Origin of the sequence: Aneurinibacillus thermoaerophilus (genome assembly GCF_900099925.1) — a bacterium.
Classification (GTDB): Bacteria; Bacillota; Bacilli; order Aneurinibacillales; family Aneurinibacillaceae; genus Aneurinibacillus; species Aneurinibacillus thermoaerophilus.
Map to the genome: position 1 here is coordinate 1 of NZ_FNDE01000016.1, position 23,796 is coordinate 23,796.

Below are 23,796 nucleotides of genomic sequence, written 5' to 3' on the forward strand. Positions count from 1 at the left end.
CGGTCGTACAGGCAGGTTGCCTACGTGTTACTCACCCGTCCGCCGCTAACCTCAGGAATGCAAGCACTCCATCGGTTCGCTCGACTTGCATGTATTAGGCACGCCGCCAGCGTTCGTCCTGAGCCAGGATCAAACTCTCCAAAAAAGTTGAAGATTGATACGCAAGCTCGTAAGCTAGCTCATAAAGTAAAGAATGTTTTTCGGGCCCCATAAAAGTGCCTGAAATCAACTTTGAAGCTGACCTTCACTTTCATGGGATATTTAACTCGCACACAAACGAGTGTCACTGTTCAGTTTTCAAGGAACTTCTTTTTCATTTTCACCGCGTTCCAGCGGCGACTTTTTCATCTTATTATAACCTAAGATTTTTGTCAACAACTTTTTTTGTTTTTTATTCTAATTCTTCACTGTGCTTGGCAACAACCTTTTATTATAACAAAAAGGATTAGTTGATGCAAAGTTTTTAATTTGTTACAGCGATAGTTTTCATTTTATCACACCTTCGATATAAAATGCAAATCGAGTGGAGACAATCGGTCTTTTCATTTCATGTCGTTACATAGCATGTACTATGGCCTCTGTTGGCTACAGTATGGACTTTGTTTTGTTTGGTAAACTCATCCAAAGAACGTTGGCCTCCTATGAGGTTCGTTTCGTATTCCTCAGGCCAAAGGTTTGCCGCCGACTTCCTTCAGATTCGACCTCGAAGTCGACATCCTTGTCTTAAGTTAATGGCTACTACTGCCTTCGCCATTCAGGACTTGAACCCTATAGATGACCCCCATGCCGAGCGCACCAAAAAATGGCCGCTTTTAAAAGGCCATTTTTTCCCTCAAAACTATATATACTGTACCTTCCTAATTCTGTGGCTGCTGCATCTGCGCTACACGTCTGCGTACTTCCTCCAATTGCTCCACCATCTCAGCGACAGCGCGCTGATTTTCGCTTGTATTCGCTTGTGCGATTGCACGTTCTGCCTGTTCAATAGCATTTTGAGCGCCTTCAAGCGCTTGCTGGGTAGGGTGGGATTGCATCTGAGCCACAGCATTCTTTGCCTGCTCTACCGCGTTTTGCGCCTGAGAAATCGGGTTTTGCGTCTGTATGCTGGATTGTTGATTATCCATGTGATTGCCTCCTGCTCACATTTTTTCTGTATTTAATATAAGCACCTATCATTTTCTTTATCCGTCATTCTCCCATTAAAACCTTTTACCAAAAATATTTTCAATCAATTTAAATTTCATTTAACCTCTTGATTTCTCATTTTTATTTCCTATAATTTAACTTATTAATCAAATATATATTTCGGATGAACCATGCAGGAGAAGATGAACCGTGATTCACTGGTTTGTCTACCGACGGGGCAAGAAGCAAAAGCTTCGAAACTCTCAGGTCTTGGGATCAAGTAGAACTGTATGGGGACGAAACTCTGGAGAGACCCCCTCCGCTTCCACACTAATGAAACGGAGGAAAAAGGGCACCGAAGGAGCAAGTCTGCGCCACCGCGCAGATAATCTCTCAGGTAAAAGGACAGGGATTACAAAAAAGAAAAAAAGGCCAATCTTTACTTTATTTTATGGAAAGGCGTTCTTTCACCATTTATTCTCTACCTTGCCATATCTCCAGAGACCATTTTATCCACAGGATAAAATGGTTTTTTTATTTCTAAAAAGGAAAGGGAACGGCAAATGGATGCTCTAGCAAAACTACTTGACAAAATCAACGGATACGTATGGGGAATGCCTACGCTCATTCTCTTGGCCGGAACAGGCCTTCTGCTCACTGTGCGTCTGCGTGGCCTCCAATTCACGAAACTTGGATATGCACTAAGCCTAGCTTTTGGCAGAAAACAGGACAAAACATCAGAAGGGGATATTAACCATTTCCAAGCGCTTATGACGGCTCTTGCCGCTACAATCGGAATAGGAAACATCGCGGGTGTAGCCACGGCAATTACCACCGGAGGGCCTGGTGCAATTTTTTGGATGTGGCTTACAGCCCTGTTCGGTATGGCGACCAAATACTCAGAAGCCATTCTAGCCGTCAAATACCGAGTAAAAGGAAAAAACGGGGGATACTCAGGCGGTCCCATGTACTATCTGGAACATGGACTAGGAAAAAAATGGCTGGCTGTGCTATTTTCTCTTTTCGGAATTTGCGCTTCCTTCGGCATCGGCAATATGGTGCAGGCTAATTCCGTCGCGGAAGCGGTAAAAATAAACTTCTCGGTTCCCCCAGTCATTACCGGTATTGCACTTGCCGTTCTCACTGCCTTTGTCATTCTCGGCGGCGTGCAGAAAATCGGGCAGGTAACAGGCGTGCTGGTTCCTTTTATGGCTATCTTTTATATTACAGCAGGAGTTGTGATCATACTTGTTCATATTGAGCACGTCCCTGACGCGATCGCTGCCATTTTGTCCGGCGCTTTTAACGGTACAGCGGCTGCTGGAGGTTTCCTCGGTGCGACAGTAGCCCAAGCGATTCAAATGGGGGTTGCACGCGGCGTTTTCTCGAATGAAGCTGGTCTTGGCAGCGCTCCAATCGCCGCGGCCGCGGCAAAAACCGATTCGCCCGCAAAACAGGCGCTTGTTTCAATGACAGGAACGTTTATTGATACGATTATCGTCTGTTCAATTACCGGACTAGCGCTTGTTACAACCGGCGTCTGGGAAATGGGCAAAACAGGCGTAGAAGCGACAACGCTTGCGTTCCGTAGCGTGTTCGGCAGTACCGGAAGCGTCATTTTAGCAGTTTCGATTATTCTATTCGCTTACTCCACGATTCTTGGTTGGGCGTATTACGGCACCAAATGTATCGAATACCTTCTGGGCCGCAAAGCCGTATGTTATTACCAAGCTATTTTCATTATCGTTATCGCCTTTGGTTCGGCGCTTAAGCTTCATATTGTCTGGACGTTTTCCGATATTGCTAACGGCTTAATGGCTATTCCAAATCTTATCGGTCTGATTGGATTAAGCGCAGTAGTTGTAGCTGAGACCCGACGATTTCTTGCTTCCGAAGCAAAACCGAGAAAAGAAAACACGAACCAAGCTCTATGATGATAGGAAAAGTAAAAACCTTTGAATTGTCTGCGCTTTTCCGTTATGATACCCTAAAAGAGGGACATTGCTGTTTTCTCCCGGGGACTTAAACCTTGAGGAAAGGAACTCTGTGTCTCTTTTTGTTTATATTAATGACATCATGTGAAATACATTACTTTTTTGCGAAGATCATACAAGGAGGTAGAAATGAAGCAAACACCGAACTACATTGAGAAAAAAGATGATGTATTATGGCTTACGGAAGATGAGCGCGAAAATTTGAAAATAAGCTACCGCATTAAAGAAATCGTCGCCTCGGAATCTTCTCCTTTCCAACATGTGATGATCCTTGACTCATATGATTTCGGTAGAATGCTGGTGCTTGACGGCGTTGTACAGACGACTTCAATTGACGGGTTTATATACAATGAAATGATTACCCATGTGCCGTTGCATTTCCACCCGAACCCTAAACGCGTTCTTATTATCGGGGGCGGCGATTGTGGCGCAGCGCGCGAAGTGACAAAGTACAAAAATGTGGAACAAATCGACATGGTTGAGTTGGACGAACTGGTAGTCAAATTCTGCAAAGAACACTTGCAGGAAGTTTCCGGGAATCTCTCTGACCCGCGCGTTCGTTTTATTTACAATGATGGCGTCGCCTTTGTCAAAGACATTGAAAATCACTACGATGTTATTATTGTGGATTCGTCTGATCCGATCGGGCCGGCGAAACAATTGTTTGAGTTGGATTTCTATAGAAATATCCACCGCGCTCTCAAAGAGGATGGCATTATGGTTTGCCAAAGTCAGTCGCCGATTTTCCACTTTGATGTTCTACAGCAATCATATAAGCATATCAGCGATCTCTTCCCGTTAACCAAACTGTACACTGCCGTTGTCCCGACATATCCGGGAGGGATGTGGACGTTTACAATGGGATCAAAAGTATATGAAAAACCGGTAGAACATGCTTTCCAGCAAGATACGAAATACTTTAATAAAAATATTCTCGACGCTTGTTTCCAGCTTCCACAGTTTCTAATCCAAAAATTACAGGCCTAGCGCTGGGCCTGTAATTTTTTGTTCCAGAATCATTTGACAATACACAGACTTAAATAAGCCTCCTATTATTTCTCGCCCGCTGACGTCTATTTGCCGAAGTTGGGCTGTACGCCTGGGCAGGCATTGCAACGGATACATACACATAAGAAAACGAGGCGGCACAGATGCTACGGCACCCCTTCGGGCAAGTGCATCCATCCCCTCGTTTTTTGCCTTAACGAGAATGTTCCAACCGCCGCGCAATAAGCGACAGGCTGAAGTTAACGACGAAATACAATAAAGCGATTAACAGCAGAATCGGGATAACATATGAATAATTAGTATTGTAAATAACCTGTCCATTGTGCATCAATTCCGGAAGAGCAATGATAATTGCCAGCGAAGTATCCTTCAACAGCGAAATAAACTGACTAACGATCGGTGGAATCATACGACGCAATGCCTGTGGTAAGATAATGTAGCGAAGGGCTTGCCCGTACGTTAAACCAGACGCACGCGCAGCCTCAATTTGTCCTTTATCCACCGACATCAGACCGCTTCGGACAACCTCGGAAATCATCGCCGATTCGAAAATTGTTAGCCCTACTACTGCCGCGCTGAATACCCCCAGTTTAATTCCGACATCACGCAAGGCAAAATATACAAAGAAAATAATTAAAAGCAATGGCAGATTCCTAATCATTTCCACCCATACAAATAACAGTTGCGATAACACCGGGATTTTTGTATATCGAATAATCGCCACAATAATTGCAATCACAAATGAAAGCAAAATTGCCAGCGCTGCTACTTCAAGCGTTACCAGAAATCCTTCCAGCAAATAACGCAAATTCGGCCAACTGTACGCACCAGCAAAATCCATAAACTTCACTCCTTTTCCTCTCCACTACATTCAGGCATGCTTCAGGCGACGCTCCAACCAATTCACCAGAATAGAAAGTGGTACCGTAATGGTTAGATAGAAAAAGCCGACAAGAATATACGTATCGAAAACATTAAGCGTATTGGAAGCGACAATATCCGCATGATACATCAAGTCCATTCCCGCAATAACACCTAGGATAGATGAGTTTTTAACAAGGTTAATAAACTGGTTACCAAGCGGAGGGATAACAATTCTAAAAGCCTGTGGCAAAATAACGTAACGCATCGCCTGAATATAGGTCAGACCGGAAGCACGAGCAGCTTCCATTTGGCCTTTCGAAATTGAATGAATTCCGGCTCGGATAGCTTCCGAAATAAAAGCGGCCGTGTAAACTGTAAGGCCAAGTGTGCCTGCGGTGAATGCGCCAATTTGAATGCCGAGCGAAGGCAAACCAAAGAAAAAGAAGAATACTTGAATTAATAAAGGAGTATTACGAATGAATTCAACATAACACCGCCCGATAATAACCAGAATGCGAAAAGGCGAGATGCAAAAAATGGCGAGCATAGTGCCCAACGCTAAGCTCGCGATCAATGAGATGAAACTAACTTTCAACGTTGTGATCAGACCGCTAATATACTCAGTTCGGTATTCAGACAAGATTTCAAATATTGTTTGCAGCATACGTTCTGTTCCTTTCCTCCGGAAAGATGAAAAGGGCCTGCGGCCACCGCGCCGTCAGGCCCCTTCTTCCCCTATTTTTTCTGCGGCTTTTCGCCAAACCATTTTTCGTAAATCTTGTCATACTCACCGGAAGACTTCAGTTCCGCGAGCATTTCATTGATCGTTTTCAGCATCTCGGTGTCGCCTTTGCGAACTGCAATACCGTATGGTTCATCCGTAAATAGGCCTCCCACCAGTTTGAAATTCGGATCTTCTTTCTGCATACCAAGCAGAATGGAGTTATCCGTTGTAAGAGCGTCGCCTTTTTTCGATTTCAGCGCCGTAAACGCTTCTGCATAATTCTCATACTCAGCTACTTTCGCCTGCGGAGCTTTTTGGCGAATATTTTTCGCAGAAGTGGAACCTTTCACCGCGATAACCGTCTTGCCATTCAAATCCTGTATGCCTGTAATCGGAGAATTTTTCGGAACGAGCAAGGACTGGCCTGCTTCAAAATACACATCGGAGAAGTCAACCGTTTTCTTACGTTCTTCCGTAATGGTCATAGTCGCGATAATCGCATCAATATCACCATTTTTCAGCATTGGAATACGCGTCTTAGACGTTACTTCTTTCAGTTCAATCTTCGTCTCATCACCCGTGATTTTTTTTGCTAGCGCTTTCGCTATGTCAATATCAAATCCTTTTACTTGACCATCAACCGGATCTTTCTTGCCGAACAGGTTCGTGTCATACTTTACACCTACGATCAGCTTGCCACGTTCTTTCGCCGCGGCTACTGCGCTTTTTTCTGCGCTCCCGTCGCTTGCCGCCGAACCCGCATCCGCTGGTTTGCCCGCTTCCTGCTTACCGCCGCAAGCCGCAAGCATAACAGACATGACCAGCATAAAAATAAGGCTTAAAATCGATATTTTTTGCTTCACCATGTAAAACCCCCTTTATAAATTGCATAAATTAATGGTTCAACAGGCGACTCAAGAAGATGCGCGCTCGTTCTTCCTTCGGATTTGCGAAGAACTCTTTCGGCTCGCCAACTTCTACAATTTGCCCGTGATCCATAAACACCACACGATCGGCTACTTCCTTGGCGAATCCCATTTCGTGGGTCACGACTACCATAGTCATGCCCTCTCTTGCCAAGCTTTTCATCACTTCCAGCACTTCGCCGATCATTTCCGGGTCAAGCGCGGATGTCGGTTCATCAAACAGCATAATCTTCGGCTGCATTGCAAGTCCCCGCGCGATTGCCACCCGCTGCTGCTGACCGCCAGAAAGGGCTGAAGGGTAAGCATCCGCTTTGTGTAAAAGCCCAACCTTCTCCAAGTAATAACGGGCCGTCTTTTCTGCTTCTTCACGCGAAATTTTGCGCACCTTCATCGGAGCAAGCGTAATATTCTCCAACACAGTCATGTGCGGATACAAATTAAAGTGCTGAAATACCATGCCAATTTCCTGCCGCAACGCATTTAGATTTGTTTTTTTGTCATGAACATTTACGTTATCAACAATGAGCTCCCCACTTGAGATTTTCTCCAAATGATTGATGCAGCGAAGCAACGTCGACTTTCCTGATCCGGAAGGACCAATAATCACAACCACTTCCCCTTCGGAAATCTTCAAGTTAATATCCCGCAGCACATGAAAATTGCCATAGTACTTATCTACATGGCGAAACTCGATCACTATGTACCTCCGTAAACTCCTAGTTTATGTTGGATAATATTGGCTGTCCTAATTTGATCATACTATAATTAATTGATAATTGCAAATATTTTATTAATTAATTAACATTCATCATTTAGACCCTTAATATTTAGGAAAATAGACTTCAATATCCTTAATTTTTTAATTTATAGATAAACAAAGAACATAAATACAAGAGAAAAAGCGATTCATCCCCCACCTATAGAGGAAGGAGACTTCTCGCTACTTATATAAAAAATGTCGTTCCCACCATAGTTTGTACGGGTGTCTGAAGCAAAAAATTAGTCACTGCTTCGATGTCTTGCGCAAATACGCGATCTTCACTAATTGGCGCCGTAACTGCGCGGGCCATGGCATGAAATTTTCTGGTTTTCGTTGCCATCTTCTCAACCCCATGATATTCGGCTGCCTGCAATGCGCAGATTAATTCAATCGCAAGCACCCGGCGGCAGTTTTGTATAATCTGATAAGCATGGCATGCTGCAATTGTCCCCATACTAACATGATCTTCCTGGTTGGCCGAAGACGGAATAGAATCGACGCTCGCCGGGTGTGCCAGCGTTTTGTTTTCCGAAACAAGTGAAGCAGCACAGTATTGCAAAATCATCGCACCTGATTGCAGTCCGGGTTGCGGACTTAAAAAAGCTGGCAAGCCGCTTAATTGTGGATTAACCATCCGCTCAATCCGGCGTTCGGAAATATTAGCCAGCTCCGCGACAGCCATTTTTAGAAAATCCATCGCCAGCGCAATCGGTTGCCCATGAAAGTTCCCTCCAGAAATCACCTGCTCCCCGTCTTGAAAGACGAGCGGATTGTCCGTGGCGGCGTTCATTTCAATTTCTAACTTTTCTTTCACATACCCAAGCACCTGCCAAGAAGCGCCGTGAACCTGTGGGATGCAGCGCAATGAATACGCATCCTGCACGCGCAATTGACCTTGTCTTGTCGTTAGTTTGCTATCCGCAAGATAGTCACGCATCCGCGCCGCAACCGCTACCTGTTCCGGATACCCACGCGCGACATGCACTTCTTCGGCAAACGCGTCCATGATACCACGCAGTCCTTCCATCGTTACGGCGGCAATAAGTTCCACCTGATAGGCAAGCTGTTCCGCTTCGAGATAAGCAACTATACCCATGGCCGTCATAGCTTGCGTTCCATTAATTAGCGCCAGCCCTTCTTTGGCTGTCAAAACAAGCGGCTGAATGTTTTCTGCCTTAAGGGCTACGGAAGCGGGAACGATTTGCCCTTTGTAAAACACGTCACCTTCCCCAATGAGCGCAAGTGCCAAATGGGATAATGGAGCCAGGTCGCCGCTCGCGCCAAGCGAACCTTGTTGTGGAATAACCGGATGGATTCTACGGTTGAGAAAGGCAAGCAAGCTGTCAATCACTTCCCGACGCACGCCAGAGTACCCCTTTAAAAGTGCGTTCGCCCGCAGCAAGAGCATCGCCCGTGATACCACTTCCGGAAATGGTTCGCCAGTTCCACACGCATGGCTACGAATGAGATTTAGCTGCAATTTCTCCACATTTTTCGGATCAATCAACACGTCGCTTAACTTGCCAAATCCCGTGTTAATACCATAGGCAATTTTATTTTCTGCCACGATTTTTTCCACCGCACGTCGACTCGCTTCCACCCGCTGCAAGCTTTCCGGCGACACTTCTACCTGTTCAAACTCATACAGAATACGTTGCGCCTGGGCTAGTGTTAAAGAATAGCCGTTCAATTTGACCATACGCTTCACTCTCCTTTTCAAAATAAACAAAAAGGGAGCCACATATGCCTAAATAAAGCGATAAAACCGCTTCTTCTTAAGCAATATGCAGCCCCCTATTATCTGTTTGCTATGGGCTTTCTAAATTCTTATTCAAATGTGATTGATTCCAAGTCCCAGCGTCTCGTGCTCCAGTCCGCGAACCGGTGCACCGATCGTGCCGTACAGCGCCACGGCGATCCACTCACCTTCTCGCTCACTATCATACGGACATCCCCGTACAATCGCAAAATTTAATCCTACAGTCCGAAGTACAGTGCCAAGCTGGACCTGGCCACGGGTAACGCCCTGCATCGCTTCGATGATGGCATGGTATAGCGCATGTGCCTCACGGTAAAACGAGCCGTCGATAATCTGCTCCTTTTTGGCGGCAGTTTCAATAGCGGCCACCACTTTATGAGCGTCCATAGAACCAACTTTTCCCCTACAATACTGATAACCTAACTTCTCTAACCTGGCAAGGGAAAAATCTTCTGCTTCAAACTCGTCTTCTTCCAGCAACGCCAACTGCATTGCCATCTTGCCGATGCGATGCTCAATACGTAAAGACACGTCTTCACCACTCACTAACTATAACGATCTGCTACTATACTAATATATAAATATGTCAGAAAATAGTCAATGTTTGCACACAAAACTTTTTACACCTACGCTTGCTAATCTTTTCCCACACTGTCTCACATTATTTTTTCGGTTCTTTTATATGCGTGAGCAACTCGATTAAGAGAATCGAAAATGTGTGCAGACGCTCCTCCATTCTACCTGGGAACTGTGAACGGATAAAATTCAAGCTATCTTTCTCAGGATTATGCCATATAGCCCCATGCTTTTCCGTTTGAACATAACCATCCTGATCACCCAGCGCCCAGTTTGTCGCTTCAAAATAAGCGAACGGGATTCCTAGTTTCTTAAATGCCGCATGGTCGCTCCAATCACCCGTCGAACCTTTCGGATATTCAGGATTAAGACCCGGATTGGTTTCCACGTTCAGTTTCTTTTTCTTTGCAAGGTCCAGCGCCTGATCGCGCACCCAACCGTCTTCGCCTTCATCCCCGTATACATACATCTTATCCCCAGCGATCAAACTATCCAAATTCACCATGGCTACCGTATTTTGTATTTCTTTCGGCGTCATTTGAGAAGTGTAATACTCAGAACCTTTCGTGCCGATTTCTTCAGCCCCGAAGAAAACAAACGTTAGCGTGTAAGGCATTTTCTTATGTTGAAAACTCTCAATGGCTTCCAATATTACGCCCACGCCGGAACCATTATCATCGACTCCCTGTACGCCTTTTACCGTATCGTAGTGAGCTCCTACAATGATTTGCCTATCTGATTCCCCTATTTTTTTCGCAATAATATTCTGCGAAACAATCGTTTCCCCCGCTCTGTTCGTTGTTGTAAATGTTTGAATTTCTGGATGCAAGCCTAACTTTCTCAACACTTCTACAATATACTGTGCCGCCCGCTTCTCATCTTCCGTGCCAGCTACCCTATCGCCAATTTGCGTCGCCAGGTTAAAGATATGATCGGCAGCGATAGTACCTGGTTCTGTCTTCGATTTTGCCGTTGCCAGCGGAACAAACGAAATAAATACAAGTATCAAACAACATAGAAGAACAAATTGCTTTTTGATCATCTTTCCCCCTCCTACCCCTCTCAAAATATGACTCTATTATATTTTTGTATAAAAATGTTGTAAATAGAATATTAATACAAATAAAAAGACCCAATCCGCAAGGAAAAGATTGGGTCTTTTTACATATTTAATGCTGTATTTCAATTTTGGTTTGATCGGCCAAAAGCGCCACATTATTAACGATCACTGTGTCATTTTTCCGTAAACCGGACGTAATCAGCGCTTCCGCTCCCTTTTCAGCCCCTTCCTTCACTTCCACTCGTTTTGCCTTATCGCCTTCTGCTACGTACACATAGGTTTTTCCATTTTCTTTTACAATAGCAGAGGATGGGATAACAATGCCTTTTTGCGAGCCGGGAGCAATTAAGCGAACGTCAGCGAGCATGCCCGCTTTCAGCTTCACATCCGGATTCGGTACCGTAATCTCTACAGGATATCCTTTTCCTTTTTCATCAAGTGGGCTAATATTCTTCACCGTGCCTATCGTTTGGAAATTAAACGCCTTTGCCTTTACCTGAACCTGGCTTCCCGGCTGTATACGGTTTATCTGATCAGCCGGGAAATATGTCAGAATCCGAACTTCGGACAGATTGGCCACGACAAGCACAGGCGCCTGCGGGGAGACCATCTCACCGATTTCTGCTTTTTTCGCACCGATAATTCCGTCGATCGGCGAAACGACAGTCGCGTCGTCAAGCATGTCGCGTGCTGAAGCAGCCGCGACTTGCGCCTGCTTCAACGCCTGACGGCTTGCTTCAATTCCCGCTTCACTTTGCGCTACATCAACCTGTTTTTGGGCATTTTCATAGCCGCTGATTGCATTTTGATAACTTGCTGTTGCATTGTCATATGCCTTCTGCGCAGTGGCCAGCGCTTTTTGGGCTGCTCCCAATTTCTCTCTAGCATTCGCGCGTGCAATTTCTGCGCTCCGATGCGCCGCTTCCGCATTGACAAGCGATGTTTCCGCTTGTTCCAGCTGCGCTTTGGATACAGCCCCTTGTTCGAACAATTGAGCAATGCGGTCACGGTTTGCCTTCGCATCATGCAGAGCTTGCTCTGCTTTAATGAACGAAGCGTCCGCATCTTTTACCGCGTTAGCGGTCTGCTCCAACGCACTTTTAGCCTGTGTAACAGCTCCCTGCGCCTGAATCATGCCGTTTTTCGCCTGTAACATTCCGTTTTTCGACTGTACAGCACCGCCTGTTGCCTGAACCACACCTGATTTTTGCGCCATCTCCGCCGTTTGAATCCCTGCTTCCGCCGCTGATACAGCAGCTTCCGCTTTCCGTACAGCGTTTCGTAACTCTTTATCTTCCAATTTAAACAGTACCTGGCCCTTTTTGACCCGCATGCCAAGTTCTACCGGCATCTCAGCAATTTTCCCCGCGATTTTCGGTACGATATTAACTTGCTGCTCCGGAAGCACAGTACCTGTGAATATCTCTCCTGTACCAAGCACACCTTCCTGCGCTTGCGCCACTTTCACCGGGACTACGGTTTCCGGGCTTACAGCTTCTTTCGCGCTGGTTGTGCATCCCGCCAGCGCGAACGCTCCAAGCAACAGGCAGGCTACTGCCTTTGTTCGTCTCATTTTTTTCATCCCTTCTCCCTTTCTTTGTTATCCTTGTTTTGTCATCTGCGCCTGTGGCAACTTCTTTTTTTGTTTAAACAAAAATACAAGCGGAATAGCAATAAACAGAGGTATAGAAGAAATCAAAAACGTATCAGCAATACTCCACGCTGTCGCTTCACGCTGTATAATCCCTACAAGTGTCGGAATACTATTTACACCGAGGCTTTCCTGTGCGGTTTGAAACGCTACCGTATTGATAGATTCGGTAATATGCTCGGCATGCTCGGCTGCTTTATGTTGCATAATAGCTGTCAATACCGCAATTCCAAGTGAAGCCGCTACTTGCCTAATAAGATTGGAAACTGCGGATGCATTCCCAACCTGATGCGGAGCTACGGCATTCATTCCGGCAGTGGAAAGCGGCATCATACAAAGCCCAATGCCAATGCCGCGAATGGTAAGCACAGTCTCAAGCCATTCTTGCGGCGTGTTGACAGTTAAACGATGAAGCTCGTACGTCATTACGCTCAAAATCGTAAGACCGACAAATCCTAAGGGAATGACTCCGACTTTATCAAATAATTTTCCGGCTATAGGCATCATGACCGCCATCGCGATCGATTGTGGAATGAGCAAAATTCCTGTATCAATAGCGGATATCCCCTGAATGTTTTGCAGGAAAATTGGGGTCAAAAACACGCCGCCAAATAATCCGATAGTTACAAGGCTAGCAGAAATTACACTCAGCGTATACGTAAAATTTTTAAATAAACTTAAATCGATGATCGGATCTTCTTTTCCGGTCTCAACCCACAGTAAGAAGACAAGCGCCCAAAAAGAAATAAACATCAAAGCCACAATTTCAAATGAAGTCCAACCTTTCGTCTGACCGTTACTGAGCGCATATAGCAGTGTTCCTGCTGAAATCGCTGTAAGTACAAAACCGAGCGTATCAAAGGATTTGCCTTCGACTTTTTCTGTCTCCTGTAACAAAACAGATATGAGAAAAATCGCCAGAAGCGCCACTGGAATATTAACAATGAATAAAGAGCGCCAATTGAACCACTCGATTAAATATCCACTCAATGTCGGGCCGACCGCAGGAGCTACCATGGCGGAAATCCCCCACAGTCCAAGCGCCATGCCAATTTGGTTACGCGGAATGATTTTATAAATGATCGACATGCTAAGCGGCATAATCACACCGCCGCCAAGTCCTGCAATCACACGTCCAGCAATTAATGACGTATCGCTCCAGGCCAGTGCGCAAAACAATGTTCCGGCGGTAAACACGCTTAGCGAAATGATAAAAAACTTCTTGTAGCCAAGCCTGTCTCCCATATATCCGCTAATCGGAATGATCACACCGGACGCCAGCATATAGCCTGTTAATACCCATTGGATTCGTTCTGTCGTCGAACCGAGATCGTTCGTCAACTTAGGAATGGCCACATTAATGAGACTATTGTTCAAAATAGCAACGAACGCCGCAACAATAATGGCAATAAAAGCAACCCAATTCGTACCGGATGATTCGGCTGAAGGAGCGGCAGAACCCTGCGTACTCACATTTATTCCCCCTCCCCGTTATGTAATATGAACTTTGATCTCCACGTTCGTTCCCGGTATGAGTTCTACGGCATCAGGCTTATCAATACTGATTTCAACCGGAATTCGCTGTGTTACTTTATTGAAATTACCGCTTGCGTTCGTCGCGGGAATTAAAGCAAATGTGGAGTTTGAAGCCTTCCCTATTTTTCTTACTTTTCCTGTAATCGTTTTGCCATTTGCCGCATCAAGCGTAATGTCCACCTTTTGTCCAGGATGTATTTTAGAGATATCTGTTTCCTCAATATTAGCTGATACATAAAGATGTTTGAAATCCATCATCACCGCTACTGGCTGGCCGGGAGCTCCCATCTCATGCTCTTTGGCGAAAACCTTAACAACTACACCGCTAATCGGTGCGCGCAACACGGAGCGACTTACCATACTGGGGTCCATATTCGCAGGATCTTGCTCCGCAATGGCGTCATTTTCTTGTACAACATCTCCTTCTTCGACATGAATCCGCATTATTTCCCCGGCAATTTGCGGCATAATTCGATACTGGTCTCCCTGAATGCGCGCATCTTCTGTTTTAACATAGTGTGTTCCCTGGTACCAGTAGTAATAACCGATACCGCCCCCACTGATCAACATTGCTAAAAGAAGAATCCATAGTAACATCTTTCGCTTCATTTTTTTCCCTCTTTCCTTTTGATTTCTCTTTCTAATATTTTGGATGCGAAATATCCTTGCAAAAATTTTTATTTTTTTTCTTTTATTTTCTCTTTTAGGCGATCAGCCAATAATTGTAGAGCGTTAACAATATTTTTTATCTCGTCTTCCGAAACCCCTGCAAATATTCCGTCAAAATAGTCGTCCCGAAGCGCAGGAACTTCTCTACAAAGAGCTTTTACCTTTTCCGAAAAGAACACCCAGACAACGCGACGATCTTTCTCATCCCGTACCCTACGAACATATCCGTTCTCCTCCAAACGATCTACGATACCAGAGACCGTGCTGTTCGACAGGCAAAGTTGCCGACTAATATCAGAAATACGCTGCGGCTCATCTTTCAGGCAACGCAAAACAAGAAACTGCGGTCCCGTTATATTAAAAGCCGCTATTTCGCGCGACAAAAGCTCAAAGGTCATCTGATTAATCTGACGAAGTAGTAGACGAATTTGCTTGGACGCGTTCTGCATGTCTGGCTCCTTTCACATAAAAATATTTCTTTCACAAATATTTTCTATACGAAATACACATATAAGATTATAGCAGTCACGCGAAGAATTACAAGATAAAAGTTTATAAAAATGGGGGCAAACGATACAGAACTCCGAGAGGTTGGTTCTTATTTATGTATGTTTTATAGCTTTGATAAAGTATTGATAAACAACACGCCTCTTCTTCCTGTACACCCTTTTGATTTTCCTCCTAGCACCGCTGAAAGCAAACGCAAAACATCGACTGCAACTGTCTCCATCTCCAAACAGATTAGATGTTTTGCAGACGCCGCTTTTACCGAAGCAGTATGGACAAATAATACATCCTTGCGGAAAATCAATGAATCCCAGGAAGAAGAGGCATATTTGTCAACAATCTAAGACTCTGTCCAAACTACGCAGAGCTTCTTTTAATTGGCCGTCGTTTTTTTCAAGGCAATCATACGTTCTGGATGATTGGTGCAAATCTGTAACTGCGGATGAAATCCTAACAAATGTTGAATGTCATCCGGTTCATCTACCGTCCAGGCAATGACGGTATATCCTGCTTCAATCATTTCTATTACGAAATCTTTCGTTACATACGGATACGGCATCGAAAGAATAGTCGCGCCGGTTTCCGCGAGCTGCTCGCGTATCAGCCTTGGTTTGCCCCCGAAAATCAATCCTTTTTTCAAAGCGGGAGCAAGCGCATGAACCCGCTTAATTGCGTCATGATCAAAAGAAGTAATATACACTTCCTGTTCCATTCCGTATTTATAGATAAGCTCTACCACTTTTTCTTCCAATCCTGGATATCTATCACCGGCAGCCTTCAACTCAATATTTATCTCTAATTTACCACGGACTTCCGTAAGCACCTCCTCGAGCGAAGGAATATGCTCGCCTTTAAAAGATTCGTCAAACCATAGACCAGCATCCATCTGCTTTAGTTCTTCCCATGTATAATCTTTAACCGAACCCCCAGCTTTTACTGTACGTCCTAACACAAAGTCATGCATCAGCACAGGTACCCCGTCTTTTGAAAGCTGCACGTCAATTTCAATTGCTTGAATATCAGGATACTGCAGCGCGAGACGGACAGCTGCCATCGTATTTTCCGGTGCTTTTCCTGACCAACCCCGATGAGCAATACAAACATTCATTTGTTCTTCTCCTCTCTTCTTTTACTATGATATAAACATCAAAATACCCAAAATGATAGATACAGGATAGGGAGGGTTCGTTCGCTCTCCCCATCCTGTATTTACGCATCATTTAGTCATTTTATTTCTTCAGCGTTTTTTGTGCTTTCTTCACAGCCGTCTCTAGCGCTTCATCAACGGTTGCTTGTCCGAGCATGGCGCGCTGAAGTTCGCTCATAATAATCTCTTGCAACTCTTTGTATCCCGGCACCATCGGACGCGGCTTCGCATATTCAAGCTGATCGACTGCTACTTTCAGATTCGGGTCTTTTTTGTATGCTTCTTGCATTTCCGGCGATTGCACCGCTTCCGTTGTTACCGGCATATAACCGGAAGCAAGCGACCATTTAATCGTCTGTGGTGTATCGCTCATCCACTTGATAAACTCCCAGGCGGCTTTCTTCTCTTCATCCGAAGATTTCGCCAGCATGACCAAGTTAGCGCCACCCGTGGGCACGCCGTAGCTCTTGGCCGCCGGCAGGAATGCCGCCCCTACATCAAACGAAGCGCTGGATTTTAATGTTTGCAAATCGCCTGTAGAAGTAAAAATCATGCCTACTTGCTTGTTTAAGAAATCCTGTTTCGCTACATCCCATGCATTGTACTTTTCTCCCGGAGGATTTTTCATAATTCCTTCTTTCACCATGTCGCTCCAAAGCTTTAGCGGCGCTTTCCCAGCTTCATTGTTAATGGTAAGCTTTTTGCCATCTTCGCTTAGAATATTGCCTCCGTTCTGGAATACCAACGCTTCATAGAACCAAATATCAATCGGAGTGGAAAAACCGTACGTCTTTGTTTTATCGCCTTCCTTCTTCGTGAGAGCACGCGCGTATTTCACCAGCTCATCCCATGTCTTCGGACCAGACGGATCAAGGTTCGCTGCTTTCAACATATCACGGTTCACATACAAAAGAGGAGTCGAACGGTTAAACGGAATCGCATACAGCTTATCTTTCCAGTAAGAATTCCCCATCAGGCCCGGAATGTATTTCTTCTCCACCCCCTGTGTGTACGGCGTCAAGTCTTCCAGTACCTTCGCATCGGCAAACGCGCCCACGGACGCGATTTCTACCATCGTTACATCAGGCTGGTTACCCGCGGCTACCGCGGAAAGCACTTTGGCATGGTTTTGATAGTAATCCCCTTGGTAAGCGGGTTTGACTACAATATTTTTGTGAGTAGCGTTAAATTCTTTTACCATCTCTTCAATGACTTTGCCGTTTTTGCCTCCCAGAGCATACCAGAAATCAATCTCCACCGGTTTGCCTTCACCGGAACCGGCAGCCTGTTCCCCTTCCGCCGAGCCATCCGTTTTTGAAGCAGTTTGTCCCGAACAGCCCGCAAGTATAAGCGACATACTTAACAGCAACATCAGAAAAATACTGGCCCACCTTTTTTTCATACCTGACTTCCTCCCGGATTCGTAAAGTTATTTGGATTGATATACAAACGCGCTAATGATATGGCGTTGTGCAAAAAAGAAAATAACAAGAATCGGAATCACTAGAATCATATTGCCAGCCATAATGATATGCCACAGGGTGTCTCCTTCGGTCGATTTCAACATGGAAATGCCGACGGGCAACGTGCGCGCCTGTTCGCTATTGGTCATAATGAGCGGCCAAAAATAATCGTTCCAGTGATAGATGAAGCTAAACAATCCGAATGTAACAAGCACCGGCTTAGCCATCGGCACCATAATTGTCCACATGATTTTCCATTCACTGGCGTTATCCAAACGGGCTGCTTCAATAATTTCATCCGGCACCTGCATAAACGACTGGCGCAACAGAAAAATACCAAATGCGCTCGCCCCATATGGAAGAATGAGCGACCAAAGTGTATTTACAAGGTCCCATTCACTCATAAACACATAAATAGGTAAAAAAATTACCTGCGGCGGAATCATGAGCGCAATAAGCGTCAGGCCAAACAACATGTTGCGCCCTTTAAACCGATACCTAGCAAACGCATAGGCGGCCGGTACAGCGGTTAATAGCTGAAAGATGAGAATCGTAAGCGTAACAATTAGGCTATTTACCAGATAAGTAAGAAACGGACCCGACTTCCAGGCAATGGAAAAGTTCACAAATTGCCATTTCTCCGGCAGAAATGACGGTGGAAACCGGAACACTTCCGGCAACGTTTTAAAAGCGGTCAGCGCCATCCAAAGAAAAGGAAAAACAAAAACAAGCGCGATTGCAAGCAAAAGTATCCATTCAATCATTTTCCGCATATAAAGACCAAGAGAATACACCCTATGCTCCCCTTTCCTCCGGGTTTACCGATAATGAACCCGCCGGGACATAAAAGCAAAATGAAGCAATGTTAACAACCCGACAAGCAAGAGCAAGACGACAGAAGCAGCCGAAGCGAGACCACCATTGAAGAAATCCATCCCCTGCTCATAAATATAAAACACAAGCATGTTCGTGCTGTTCACCGGTCCTCCCTGCGTCATAATAGCGATCGTATCAAACGCCTGAAATGAAGAAATCGTGTTAATGATGAACAAGAAGAAAATTGTTGGCGAAAGCATCGGAATCGTAATTCTCCGCAGCGTCTGCAAGCGCGAAGAACGGTCAAGGGCTGCCGCTTCATAAATATCTTTCGGAATGCTTTGCAGACCGGCGATAAACACGATCGTGTTATAGCCGACTATTTTCCATACGCTAACAAGGACAAGGGACAAAAGCGCGCTCTTCGTATCGCTCAACCATGTATAAGCAGGCAACCCTACCGCTTTCAGCATCGCATTTAACAGTCCATACTGCGGATCCATCATCCACATCCACAGCATGGAAATTGACACAAGCGAAATAATATGCGGGCTAAAAATCGCACCCTGAATCACGCCGTATATTTTCGCTTTCCTGTTCAGCCATAATGCCAGCAAAAAGGCAAGCCCAAGCCCGAGTATCACCGTAAGCGCAGTGAACACCGCCGTGTTTACAATAACCTGATGAAAGTCTTTCTCCTGAAACAAGTCCTGAAAATTCGCCAATCCTACCCATTCTTTTTCTTCCAAATTCAATAGCGACCAGTCGTGAAAACTCAAATAGATCATGTAGCCAATCGGATAAAAGAAAAAAATTACAAAAAACAGAAAGGCAGGTGTCAAATATACATAAGGCCACCATCTTTCCCATTGCCGCACCGGAGACAATACCCGAACCGTCGACTTCCAAACTTTCGGTTTTGCTACCGCTTCATTTTGCATCTATGCAATCCCTCCAACAAGGGCATTTCTAATTCCCCGCACTTGTTCTCCAGTCATCCGTATACCGGTTTCTTTATGGAAGAAGTATAAATGCTTGGCTTCAACCGATACTCTCACACTTGTACCGAGCTCGATAATGCTCTCCGCGCTCCCTTTCACTACAATACGCTCCTGATTAACCTGAACATAATACAGCATTTCCGAACCGAGAATCTCACGCGAAACGAGCGTTCCTTCAAACGTTAAGCCTATATCTAGCACGGTCGCCTGCCCGTTCCTGTTCTGAACATCGATTTTTGCTTTTTCCGGACGAAAACCAACCACGCAGAAAGGATGGTTGCGAATTTTCACAATATTCATAGGTGGCGAACCGATAAACTGGGCTACAAACAAATTTTCCGGCATCGAATATAAATCGATAGGTGAAGCCACCTGCTGGATCTTCCCTTGATTCATAACGACAATCTGATCGCCCATCGTCATGGCTTCCACCTGATCGTGCGTGACATAAACAAACGTGGTGCCCATTTGCTTATGCAACGCTGTTAATTCTACGCGCATCTGGTGGCGCAGCTTAGCATCCAGATTGGATAAAGGTTCATCCATCAAAAACACTTTCGGCTTTTTCACCATCGCCCGCGCCAACGCAACTCGCTGCCGCTGTCCACCGGATAGCTGGGACGGTTTGCGCTTTAAATACTCAGTCAAACCAACTACTTCAGCGATTTCTTCAACCAGCTTTTTTGTTTCTGTACGAGACACGCCGCGATTGCGAAGACCAAAGCCGATATTGTCAAACACGCTCATGGTCGGATATAACGCATAATTTTGAAAAACCATGGCGATATCCCGCTTGCCGGGCGACACATCGTTTACCATTTGATCGCCGATCCAAATTTCTCCCGACGTTACGCTCTCCAAACCGGCAATCATACGCAACGTCGTCGACTTTCCACACCCGGAAGGACCAACCAGCACTGTAAATGAACCATCGGGAATTGTGAGATTGAGCCTTTCAATAACTGTCTGGCTTTCATACTGCTTGGTAACCTGTTTTAACATGACCTGTGTCATAGCGGCGCACGTCCTTTCATTTCGCTTTTTCCAGCACAAGCTCGCTTACAAGATCGCCAAAATTTAAAAAATAATAATCTGGACAAACGGTTACTCCGTGTTCCATACCATACCAATTCATAAAAATAGCAGCGACACCCGCTGCTCTAGCGGCCAATAGGTCATACTTGCTATCACCAATAAAAGCCGTCTCATGTAAATCGGCGCTCAATTCCGCTACCGCCCGTAGAACCGGTTCGGCAGAAGGCTTACCAGCGGCTACATCGTCCAAAGTCACAATCGAATCAAATAGTGGAAAAATACCCGCTATGTTTAATCCGCGCATCGTGAAATCGCGCTGTTTATTGGTTACAATGCCAAGTTTGCAGCCGAATGCCTTCAACTGTTGAAGCCCTTCAGCAACTCCGGGAAATAAGCGAACTGTCCGATCATGATGAGCGTCCATACGCTTGAAATAATACTGAAGTATCTGCTCCCTGGAATAAAAGCTTCCCAGCGCCTTATCGATCACATCCAAAAAATCGTCGAACGATTCCCCAAATCTGGCCAATATTTCTTCTCTCGTAAATAGTCCCGGAACATACGCTTCAGCCGTAGCATATACGGCGTCAATAATCGGATCGCGACTGTCTAGCAACGTCCCATCCAGGTCAAACAACAGGTACCGGAAGTGGCTCATTAGCTATCTCCTCCTTCCATAAATGATGATTTCCCATAGAAACGGCAATCGCTCCGCAGCGCAATGCCTGTACCATCTGTCCCCTATTCTTCAACAATCCTCCGGCGATAATGGGAACTTCAATATTCCTACGGAATTCAGCAATAAATTCCGGCAATAACGCAGGCATAATTTCTACCACATCCGGTTCCGCCTCTTTTACGGATAAAAAACCGGACTTAATCGCATCGCTATCAACGAAGAACAGGCGCTGAATGGTTAACAGCCCGTGCTTTTTTGCTTGCTTTACAAGATTATTGCGCGTTGTAATAATCCCGTCAGGTTTTACGCACCGGGCCAGAAATGCGATCCCTTCCTTATCCTGACTCATTCCGCCGATGCGCTCCGGATGGACAAAGACAGGAATACTATGCGCTTTGTAAATTCGTACATAATGAGCAATATTACCGACATCGCCGATAGACAAAACGACAGCACCCACATCGGCATGCAACGCCTTTTCCAGCGATTTTGGTTCTTTGACTGAAGCAATCTTTTTCACTTTGGAAAGCCTCATGTAAAGTTCGGTTCGGTTCACGCTATGCCTCCTTTCAAAACAAAAAAACCTTAAATAGAATTACAGAACAGGGGAAATGCCGATGTCGCAAATCTGCCGACCTTTCTCGTAAGTTCTATTTGAGGTTTCTCCAAGACTCCAACCTTTCTTTATTTACTTGTTACTTTAGAAGATACAACAGCATTGTTATCCTAAAATAAATAAACCATTAAAAAATTGTAAAAAACACTCACCTATTTTTGAAATAGGCGGGTGCTCTATCGCAATGATTTTATTCACTGCCTACAGGTTCCGCTTTGCGGCTTAGCAGCCTGCATGTAACGGCACGAATAAGACCAGGCAAAACGCCAAATGTATAAGGTTTGTATACACGTTCCGTCCATTTGTGACCATCTTTTCCGTATACACCAATATTGACGGATGAAATGTTAAGGCTGCGAATTTCATTTACCGGTACCGGATAAATATTCTCCCATTCCGGAAAATTCTTAATCAACGAAAGAATCTCTTCATCCGTCTCATGTAACGACAGAAAACTTCCATCTGCAAGATATGGAAAGAACTTCTTGAGTGCGAATTTTTCGCCTGTTTCTTTCTCCACCACTTTCAACACCTCACGGACTGCCTCAAGCAACTCGCGATCCCGCTCTTTGTCCGTGTTCAAATAATTGTGCGGCAAATACGGAGGGGCGTAGAAAATAATCACGCGCGCTTTTTTCTCCGAGTCCATGTTTTGCAGAGCCTCTACAATCTTAAAGCATAGCATGCGCGGCTCCATATCCTTATTCTGCTCCCACACTTCTCTTGCCTTCTGTTCCGGGTTCATTCCTTTTTCGGCTAGCTCTTCCATATATTCTGCAAGGCTGGTCACTTCAATATTCCATGATAGTGATTTAGCAGGAAGACCGGTACGGATCAGAAATTCTTTATAATTTCTGGATAATTTCTCCTCCACTTCACGAGTAGCTTCCACGGCAATATCTTTTAGCTTGTCCATAACTTCTTTCGCCGTTAACTCATAAATAAAGTAGTTAAAATAAAGATAACTGCTAGTCGCCGTCTGTACGTTATATACCTCCTTATTATCGCGTTGATAGAGGCATGAAGGCGGCAATACGAGTTCTCCCTCAATATTCTCGGTTAACTCTACATTATTGTGAATACGCCGTGTAATCTCCGCCGCGATTACATTCGGATCGATACCGGAAAGGGTATCCCCTACGTGCGCCTCCCGCCCGTAAATATAAAAGCTTGGCAACAGTTTGCCTGCCGCTCCCGTATAAATGTAGCGATGATGATCACCGTCATATAATGGCGTAATAAAGTCATTGTTAATGGCCATCACGAAATCCAGACCCTGGTGCCGCTTAAGGCGCTCCAGTTCCGAAATCGCCGTTATAACACCTTTATGTTGGCTTTCCTCGTCCGGATTTAGCATCAATAACACATTGCCCGAAAGTTCTTCGCGGTGCTCCGTAAAATACAGTACGTTTGCCAGATGGACAGCGATTCCGCTCTGCATGTCCACCGATCCTCTGCCGAACAGCCAATCGCCAGATTGCGCATCTTTCTGCACATCCTTATCCCGTTCATATCCAGAAAAAAACTCGGCCAATTCATCCGGCTTCAACGCATATTGTTTCATCACCCCGAAATCTTCAATTCCTACAGTATCAATATGCGAATGATAAATAATGGTTTGTTTTTCATCAGAAAGCCCTCTGACAAGAGCGAAAATATTTTTGCGTCCCAACGAGTCATTCGGGATTTTCTGCTCCCAAACATTTTCAGGATGCTCCTGGAAGTATGGAAAGCTTAACAACACATCTTTGATAAAATCCGCAATCTCTACTTCTCCAATGGTTCCGTTAATGCTTTTGATACCGACGAGCATCCGGGTTAATGTTTCAACTCTATCAAACATGTTCATGGAACGAAGCTGTGTATACATTTGATGTCTC

General features: G+C 45.1%; 23 protein-coding genes, 1 rRNA gene and 1 riboswitch. Of the genes, 3 read left to right on the top strand and 21 right to left on the bottom strand.

Features of this window, described 5'->3' with window-relative positions:
* Both BLR88_RS09560 and BLR88_RS09565 read right to left on the bottom strand, forming a co-directional pair.
* Nucleotides 1-145 (bottom strand): 16S ribosomal RNA (locus tag BLR88_RS09560); the annotation flags it as partial.
* Nucleotides 146-857: 712 nt separating this feature from the next.
* Complete coding sequence (locus BLR88_RS09565; protein WP_091260542.1) at nt 858-1,124, bottom strand: hypothetical protein; 267 nt, start codon at nt 1,122-1,124, stop codon at nt 858-860.
* A gap of 295 nt (nt 1,125-1,419) precedes the next feature.
* Nucleotides 1,420-1,544: riboswitch (glycine riboswitch) on the top strand.
* A 144-nt stretch (nt 1,545-1,688) separates the two neighbouring features.
* Between BLR88_RS09565 and BLR88_RS09570 the strand changes: the two genes are divergently transcribed.
* Both BLR88_RS09570 and speE read left to right on the top strand, forming a co-directional pair.
* The gene (locus BLR88_RS09570; protein ID WP_091260543.1) at nt 1,689-3,059 is read left to right on the top strand and encodes an alanine/glycine:cation symporter family protein; all 1,371 of its coding nucleotides are present in this window, start codon (nt 1,689-1,691) and stop codon (nt 3,057-3,059) included.
* A 189-nt stretch (nt 3,060-3,248) separates the two neighbouring features.
* On the top strand, nt 3,249-4,106 hold the full coding sequence (gene speE / locus BLR88_RS09575) for a polyamine aminopropyltransferase (protein WP_091260544.1): 858 nt from the start codon (nt 3,249-3,251) through the stop codon (nt 4,104-4,106).
* Nucleotides 4,107-4,320: 214 nt separating this feature from the next.
* Here speE and BLR88_RS09580 read toward each other — a convergent pair whose 3' ends face one another.
* From BLR88_RS09580 to BLR88_RS09630, 11 genes are all read right to left on the bottom strand, one after another.
* Nucleotides 4,321-4,968: an amino acid ABC transporter permease gene (locus tag BLR88_RS09580; protein ID WP_057897295.1), complete on the bottom strand. Its 648-nt coding sequence runs from the start codon at nt 4,966-4,968 to the stop codon at nt 4,321-4,323.
* A 30-nt stretch (nt 4,969-4,998) separates the two neighbouring features.
* Nucleotides 4,999-5,655, bottom strand: coding sequence for an amino acid ABC transporter permease (locus BLR88_RS09585; RefSeq protein WP_057897294.1), 657 nt, complete (start codon nt 5,653-5,655; stop codon nt 4,999-5,001).
* Nucleotides 5,656-5,726: 71 nt separating this feature from the next.
* A complete protein-coding gene (locus BLR88_RS09590; protein WP_091260545.1) occupies nt 5,727-6,581 on the bottom strand; it encodes an ABC transporter substrate-binding protein in 855 nt (284 codons plus the stop codon).
* A 28-nt stretch (nt 6,582-6,609) separates the two neighbouring features.
* Nucleotides 6,610-7,338, bottom strand: coding sequence for an amino acid ABC transporter ATP-binding protein (locus BLR88_RS09595; RefSeq protein WP_057897292.1), 729 nt, complete (start codon nt 7,336-7,338; stop codon nt 6,610-6,612).
* A gap of 247 nt (nt 7,339-7,585) precedes the next feature.
* Nucleotides 7,586-9,100: a histidine ammonia-lyase gene (hutH, locus tag BLR88_RS09600; protein ID WP_091260546.1), complete on the bottom strand. Its 1,515-nt coding sequence runs from the start codon at nt 9,098-9,100 to the stop codon at nt 7,586-7,588.
* Nucleotides 9,101-9,232: 132 nt separating this feature from the next.
* The gene (gene hutP / locus BLR88_RS09605; protein ID WP_057900196.1) at nt 9,233-9,691 is read right to left on the bottom strand and encodes a hut operon transcriptional regulator HutP; all 459 of its coding nucleotides are present in this window, start codon (nt 9,689-9,691) and stop codon (nt 9,233-9,235) included.
* 130 nt (nt 9,692-9,821) lie between these two features.
* Nucleotides 9,822-10,778 (bottom strand): M20/M25/M40 family metallo-hydrolase, encoded by a 957-nt coding sequence (locus BLR88_RS09610; RefSeq protein WP_254778279.1) that lies wholly within the window; start codon nt 10,776-10,778, stop codon nt 9,822-9,824.
* Between the two features lie 127 nt (nt 10,779-10,905).
* Nucleotides 10,906-12,369: an efflux RND transporter periplasmic adaptor subunit gene (locus BLR88_RS09615; protein WP_236781937.1), complete on the bottom strand. Its 1,464-nt coding sequence runs from the start codon at nt 12,367-12,369 to the stop codon at nt 10,906-10,908.
* A 27-nt stretch (nt 12,370-12,396) separates the two neighbouring features.
* Nucleotides 12,397-13,920, bottom strand: a complete 1,524-nt coding sequence (locus BLR88_RS09620) for a DHA2 family efflux MFS transporter permease subunit (protein WP_057897287.1) — start codon at nt 13,918-13,920, stop codon at nt 12,397-12,399.
* Nucleotides 13,921-13,938: 18 nt separating this feature from the next.
* On the bottom strand, nt 13,939-14,592 hold the full coding sequence (locus tag BLR88_RS09625) for an HlyD family efflux transporter periplasmic adaptor subunit (RefSeq protein ID WP_057897286.1): 654 nt from the start codon (nt 14,590-14,592) through the stop codon (nt 13,939-13,941).
* Nucleotides 14,593-14,660: 68 nt separating this feature from the next.
* A complete protein-coding gene (locus BLR88_RS09630; protein WP_057897285.1) occupies nt 14,661-15,101 on the bottom strand; it encodes a MarR family winged helix-turn-helix transcriptional regulator in 441 nt (146 codons plus the stop codon).
* A 111-nt stretch (nt 15,102-15,212) separates the two neighbouring features.
* Here BLR88_RS09630 and BLR88_RS09635 point away from each other — a divergent pair, with 111 nt between their 5' ends.
* Complete coding sequence (locus BLR88_RS09635) at nt 15,213-15,503, top strand: hypothetical protein (RefSeq protein WP_139184955.1); 291 nt, start codon at nt 15,213-15,215, stop codon at nt 15,501-15,503.
* Nucleotides 15,504-15,532: 29 nt separating this feature from the next.
* Here the strand turns inward: BLR88_RS09635 and BLR88_RS09640 are convergent, their stop codons facing one another.
* The 8 genes from BLR88_RS09640 to BLR88_RS09675 all read right to left on the bottom strand — a co-directional run bounded on the left by BLR88_RS09640 (nt 15,533) and on the right by BLR88_RS09675 (nt 23,786).
* Nucleotides 15,533-16,267: a glycerophosphodiester phosphodiesterase gene (locus tag BLR88_RS09640; protein WP_057897284.1), complete on the bottom strand. Its 735-nt coding sequence runs from the start codon at nt 16,265-16,267 to the stop codon at nt 15,533-15,535.
* A 121-nt stretch (nt 16,268-16,388) separates the two neighbouring features.
* Nucleotides 16,389-17,708: an ABC transporter substrate-binding protein gene (locus tag BLR88_RS09645; RefSeq protein WP_057897283.1), complete on the bottom strand. Its 1,320-nt coding sequence runs from the start codon at nt 17,706-17,708 to the stop codon at nt 16,389-16,391.
* A gap of 27 nt (nt 17,709-17,735) precedes the next feature.
* On the bottom strand, nt 17,736-18,542 hold the full coding sequence (locus tag BLR88_RS09650) for a carbohydrate ABC transporter permease (RefSeq protein WP_057900195.1): 807 nt from the start codon (nt 18,540-18,542) through the stop codon (nt 17,736-17,738).
* Between the two features lie 45 nt (nt 18,543-18,587).
* The gene (locus BLR88_RS09655; protein ID WP_057897282.1) at nt 18,588-19,526 is read right to left on the bottom strand and encodes a carbohydrate ABC transporter permease; all 939 of its coding nucleotides are present in this window, start codon (nt 19,524-19,526) and stop codon (nt 18,588-18,590) included.
* Entirely contained in the window at nt 19,527-20,600 is a 1,074-nt protein-coding gene (locus BLR88_RS09660) for an ABC transporter ATP-binding protein (protein WP_057897281.1), read from the bottom strand. It lies immediately after the preceding gene.
* A 16-nt stretch (nt 20,601-20,616) separates the two neighbouring features.
* Nucleotides 20,617-21,279: an HAD-IA family hydrolase gene (locus tag BLR88_RS09665; RefSeq protein WP_057897280.1), complete on the bottom strand. Its 663-nt coding sequence runs from the start codon at nt 21,277-21,279 to the stop codon at nt 20,617-20,619.
* The gene (locus BLR88_RS09670) at nt 21,251-21,856 is read right to left on the bottom strand and encodes a glycerol-3-phosphate responsive antiterminator (protein ID WP_057897279.1); all 606 of its coding nucleotides are present in this window, start codon (nt 21,854-21,856) and stop codon (nt 21,251-21,253) included. The genes BLR88_RS09665 and BLR88_RS09670 overlap by 29 nt, the downstream gene beginning before the upstream one ends.
* A gap of 250 nt (nt 21,857-22,106) precedes the next feature.
* Nucleotides 22,107-23,786 carry a M20/M25/M40 family metallo-hydrolase gene (locus BLR88_RS09675; RefSeq protein WP_057897278.1) on the bottom strand — a complete coding sequence of 560 codons (1,680 nt, stop codon included), beginning with the start codon at nt 23,784-23,786 and terminating at the stop codon, nt 22,107-22,109.
* Nucleotides 23,787-23,796: the final 10 nt, after the last annotated feature.

What these genes read in the sequence shown, in the direction of transcription:
- BLR88_RS09655 (WP_057897282.1), bottom strand. Translation starts at nt 19,526, where the DNA reads ATGCAAAATGAAGCGGTAGCAAAACCGAAAGTTTGGAAGTCGACGGTT.
- BLR88_RS09630 (WP_057897285.1), bottom strand. Translation starts at nt 15,101, where the DNA reads ATGCAGAACGCGTCCAAGCAAATTCGTCTACTACTTCGTCAGATTAAT.
- BLR88_RS09565 (WP_091260542.1), bottom strand. Translation starts at nt 1,124, where the DNA reads ATGGATAATCAACAATCCAGCATACAGACGCAAAACCCGATTTCTCAG.
- BLR88_RS09570 (WP_091260543.1), top strand. Translation starts at nt 1,689, where the DNA reads ATGGATGCTCTAGCAAAACTACTTGACAAAATCAACGGATACGTATGG.
- speE (WP_091260544.1), top strand. Translation starts at nt 3,249, where the DNA reads ATGAAGCAAACACCGAACTACATTGAGAAAAAAGATGATGTATTATGG.
- BLR88_RS09645 (WP_057897283.1), bottom strand. Translation starts at nt 17,708, where the DNA reads ATGAAAAAAAGGTGGGCCAGTATTTTTCTGATGTTGCTGTTAAGTATG.
- BLR88_RS09660 (WP_057897281.1), bottom strand. Translation starts at nt 20,600, where the DNA reads ATGACACAGGTCATGTTAAAACAGGTTACCAAGCAGTATGAAAGCCAG.
- BLR88_RS09610 (WP_254778279.1), bottom strand. Translation starts at nt 10,778, where the DNA reads ATGATCAAAAAGCAATTTGTTCTTCTATGTTGTTTGATACTTGTATTT.
- BLR88_RS09665 (WP_057897280.1), bottom strand. Translation starts at nt 21,279, where the DNA reads ATGAGCCACTTCCGGTACCTGTTGTTTGACCTGGATGGGACGTTGCTA.
- BLR88_RS09635 (WP_139184955.1), top strand. Translation starts at nt 15,213, where the DNA reads ATGGGGGCAAACGATACAGAACTCCGAGAGGTTGGTTCTTATTTATGT.
- BLR88_RS09640 (WP_057897284.1), bottom strand. Translation starts at nt 16,267, where the DNA reads ATGAATGTTTGTATTGCTCATCGGGGTTGGTCAGGAAAAGCACCGGAA.
- BLR88_RS09585 (WP_057897294.1), bottom strand. Translation starts at nt 5,655, where the DNA reads ATGCTGCAAACAATATTTGAAATCTTGTCTGAATACCGAACTGAGTAT.
- BLR88_RS09675 (WP_057897278.1), bottom strand. Translation starts at nt 23,786, where the DNA reads ATGTATACACAGCTTCGTTCCATGAACATGTTTGATAGAGTTGAAACA.
- hutH (WP_091260546.1), bottom strand. Translation starts at nt 9,100, where the DNA reads ATGGTCAAATTGAACGGCTATTCTTTAACACTAGCCCAGGCGCAACGT.
- BLR88_RS09580 (WP_057897295.1), bottom strand. Translation starts at nt 4,968, where the DNA reads ATGGATTTTGCTGGTGCGTACAGTTGGCCGAATTTGCGTTATTTGCTG.
- BLR88_RS09625 (WP_057897286.1), bottom strand. Translation starts at nt 14,592, where the DNA reads ATGAAGCGAAAGATGTTACTATGGATTCTTCTTTTAGCAATGTTGATC.
- BLR88_RS09650 (WP_057900195.1), bottom strand. Translation starts at nt 18,542, where the DNA reads ATGCGGAAAATGATTGAATGGATACTTTTGCTTGCAATCGCGCTTGTT.
- BLR88_RS09615 (WP_236781937.1), bottom strand. Translation starts at nt 12,369, where the DNA reads ATGAGACGAACAAAGGCAGTAGCCTGCCTGTTGCTTGGAGCGTTCGCG.
- BLR88_RS09590 (WP_091260545.1), bottom strand. Translation starts at nt 6,581, where the DNA reads ATGGTGAAGCAAAAAATATCGATTTTAAGCCTTATTTTTATGCTGGTC.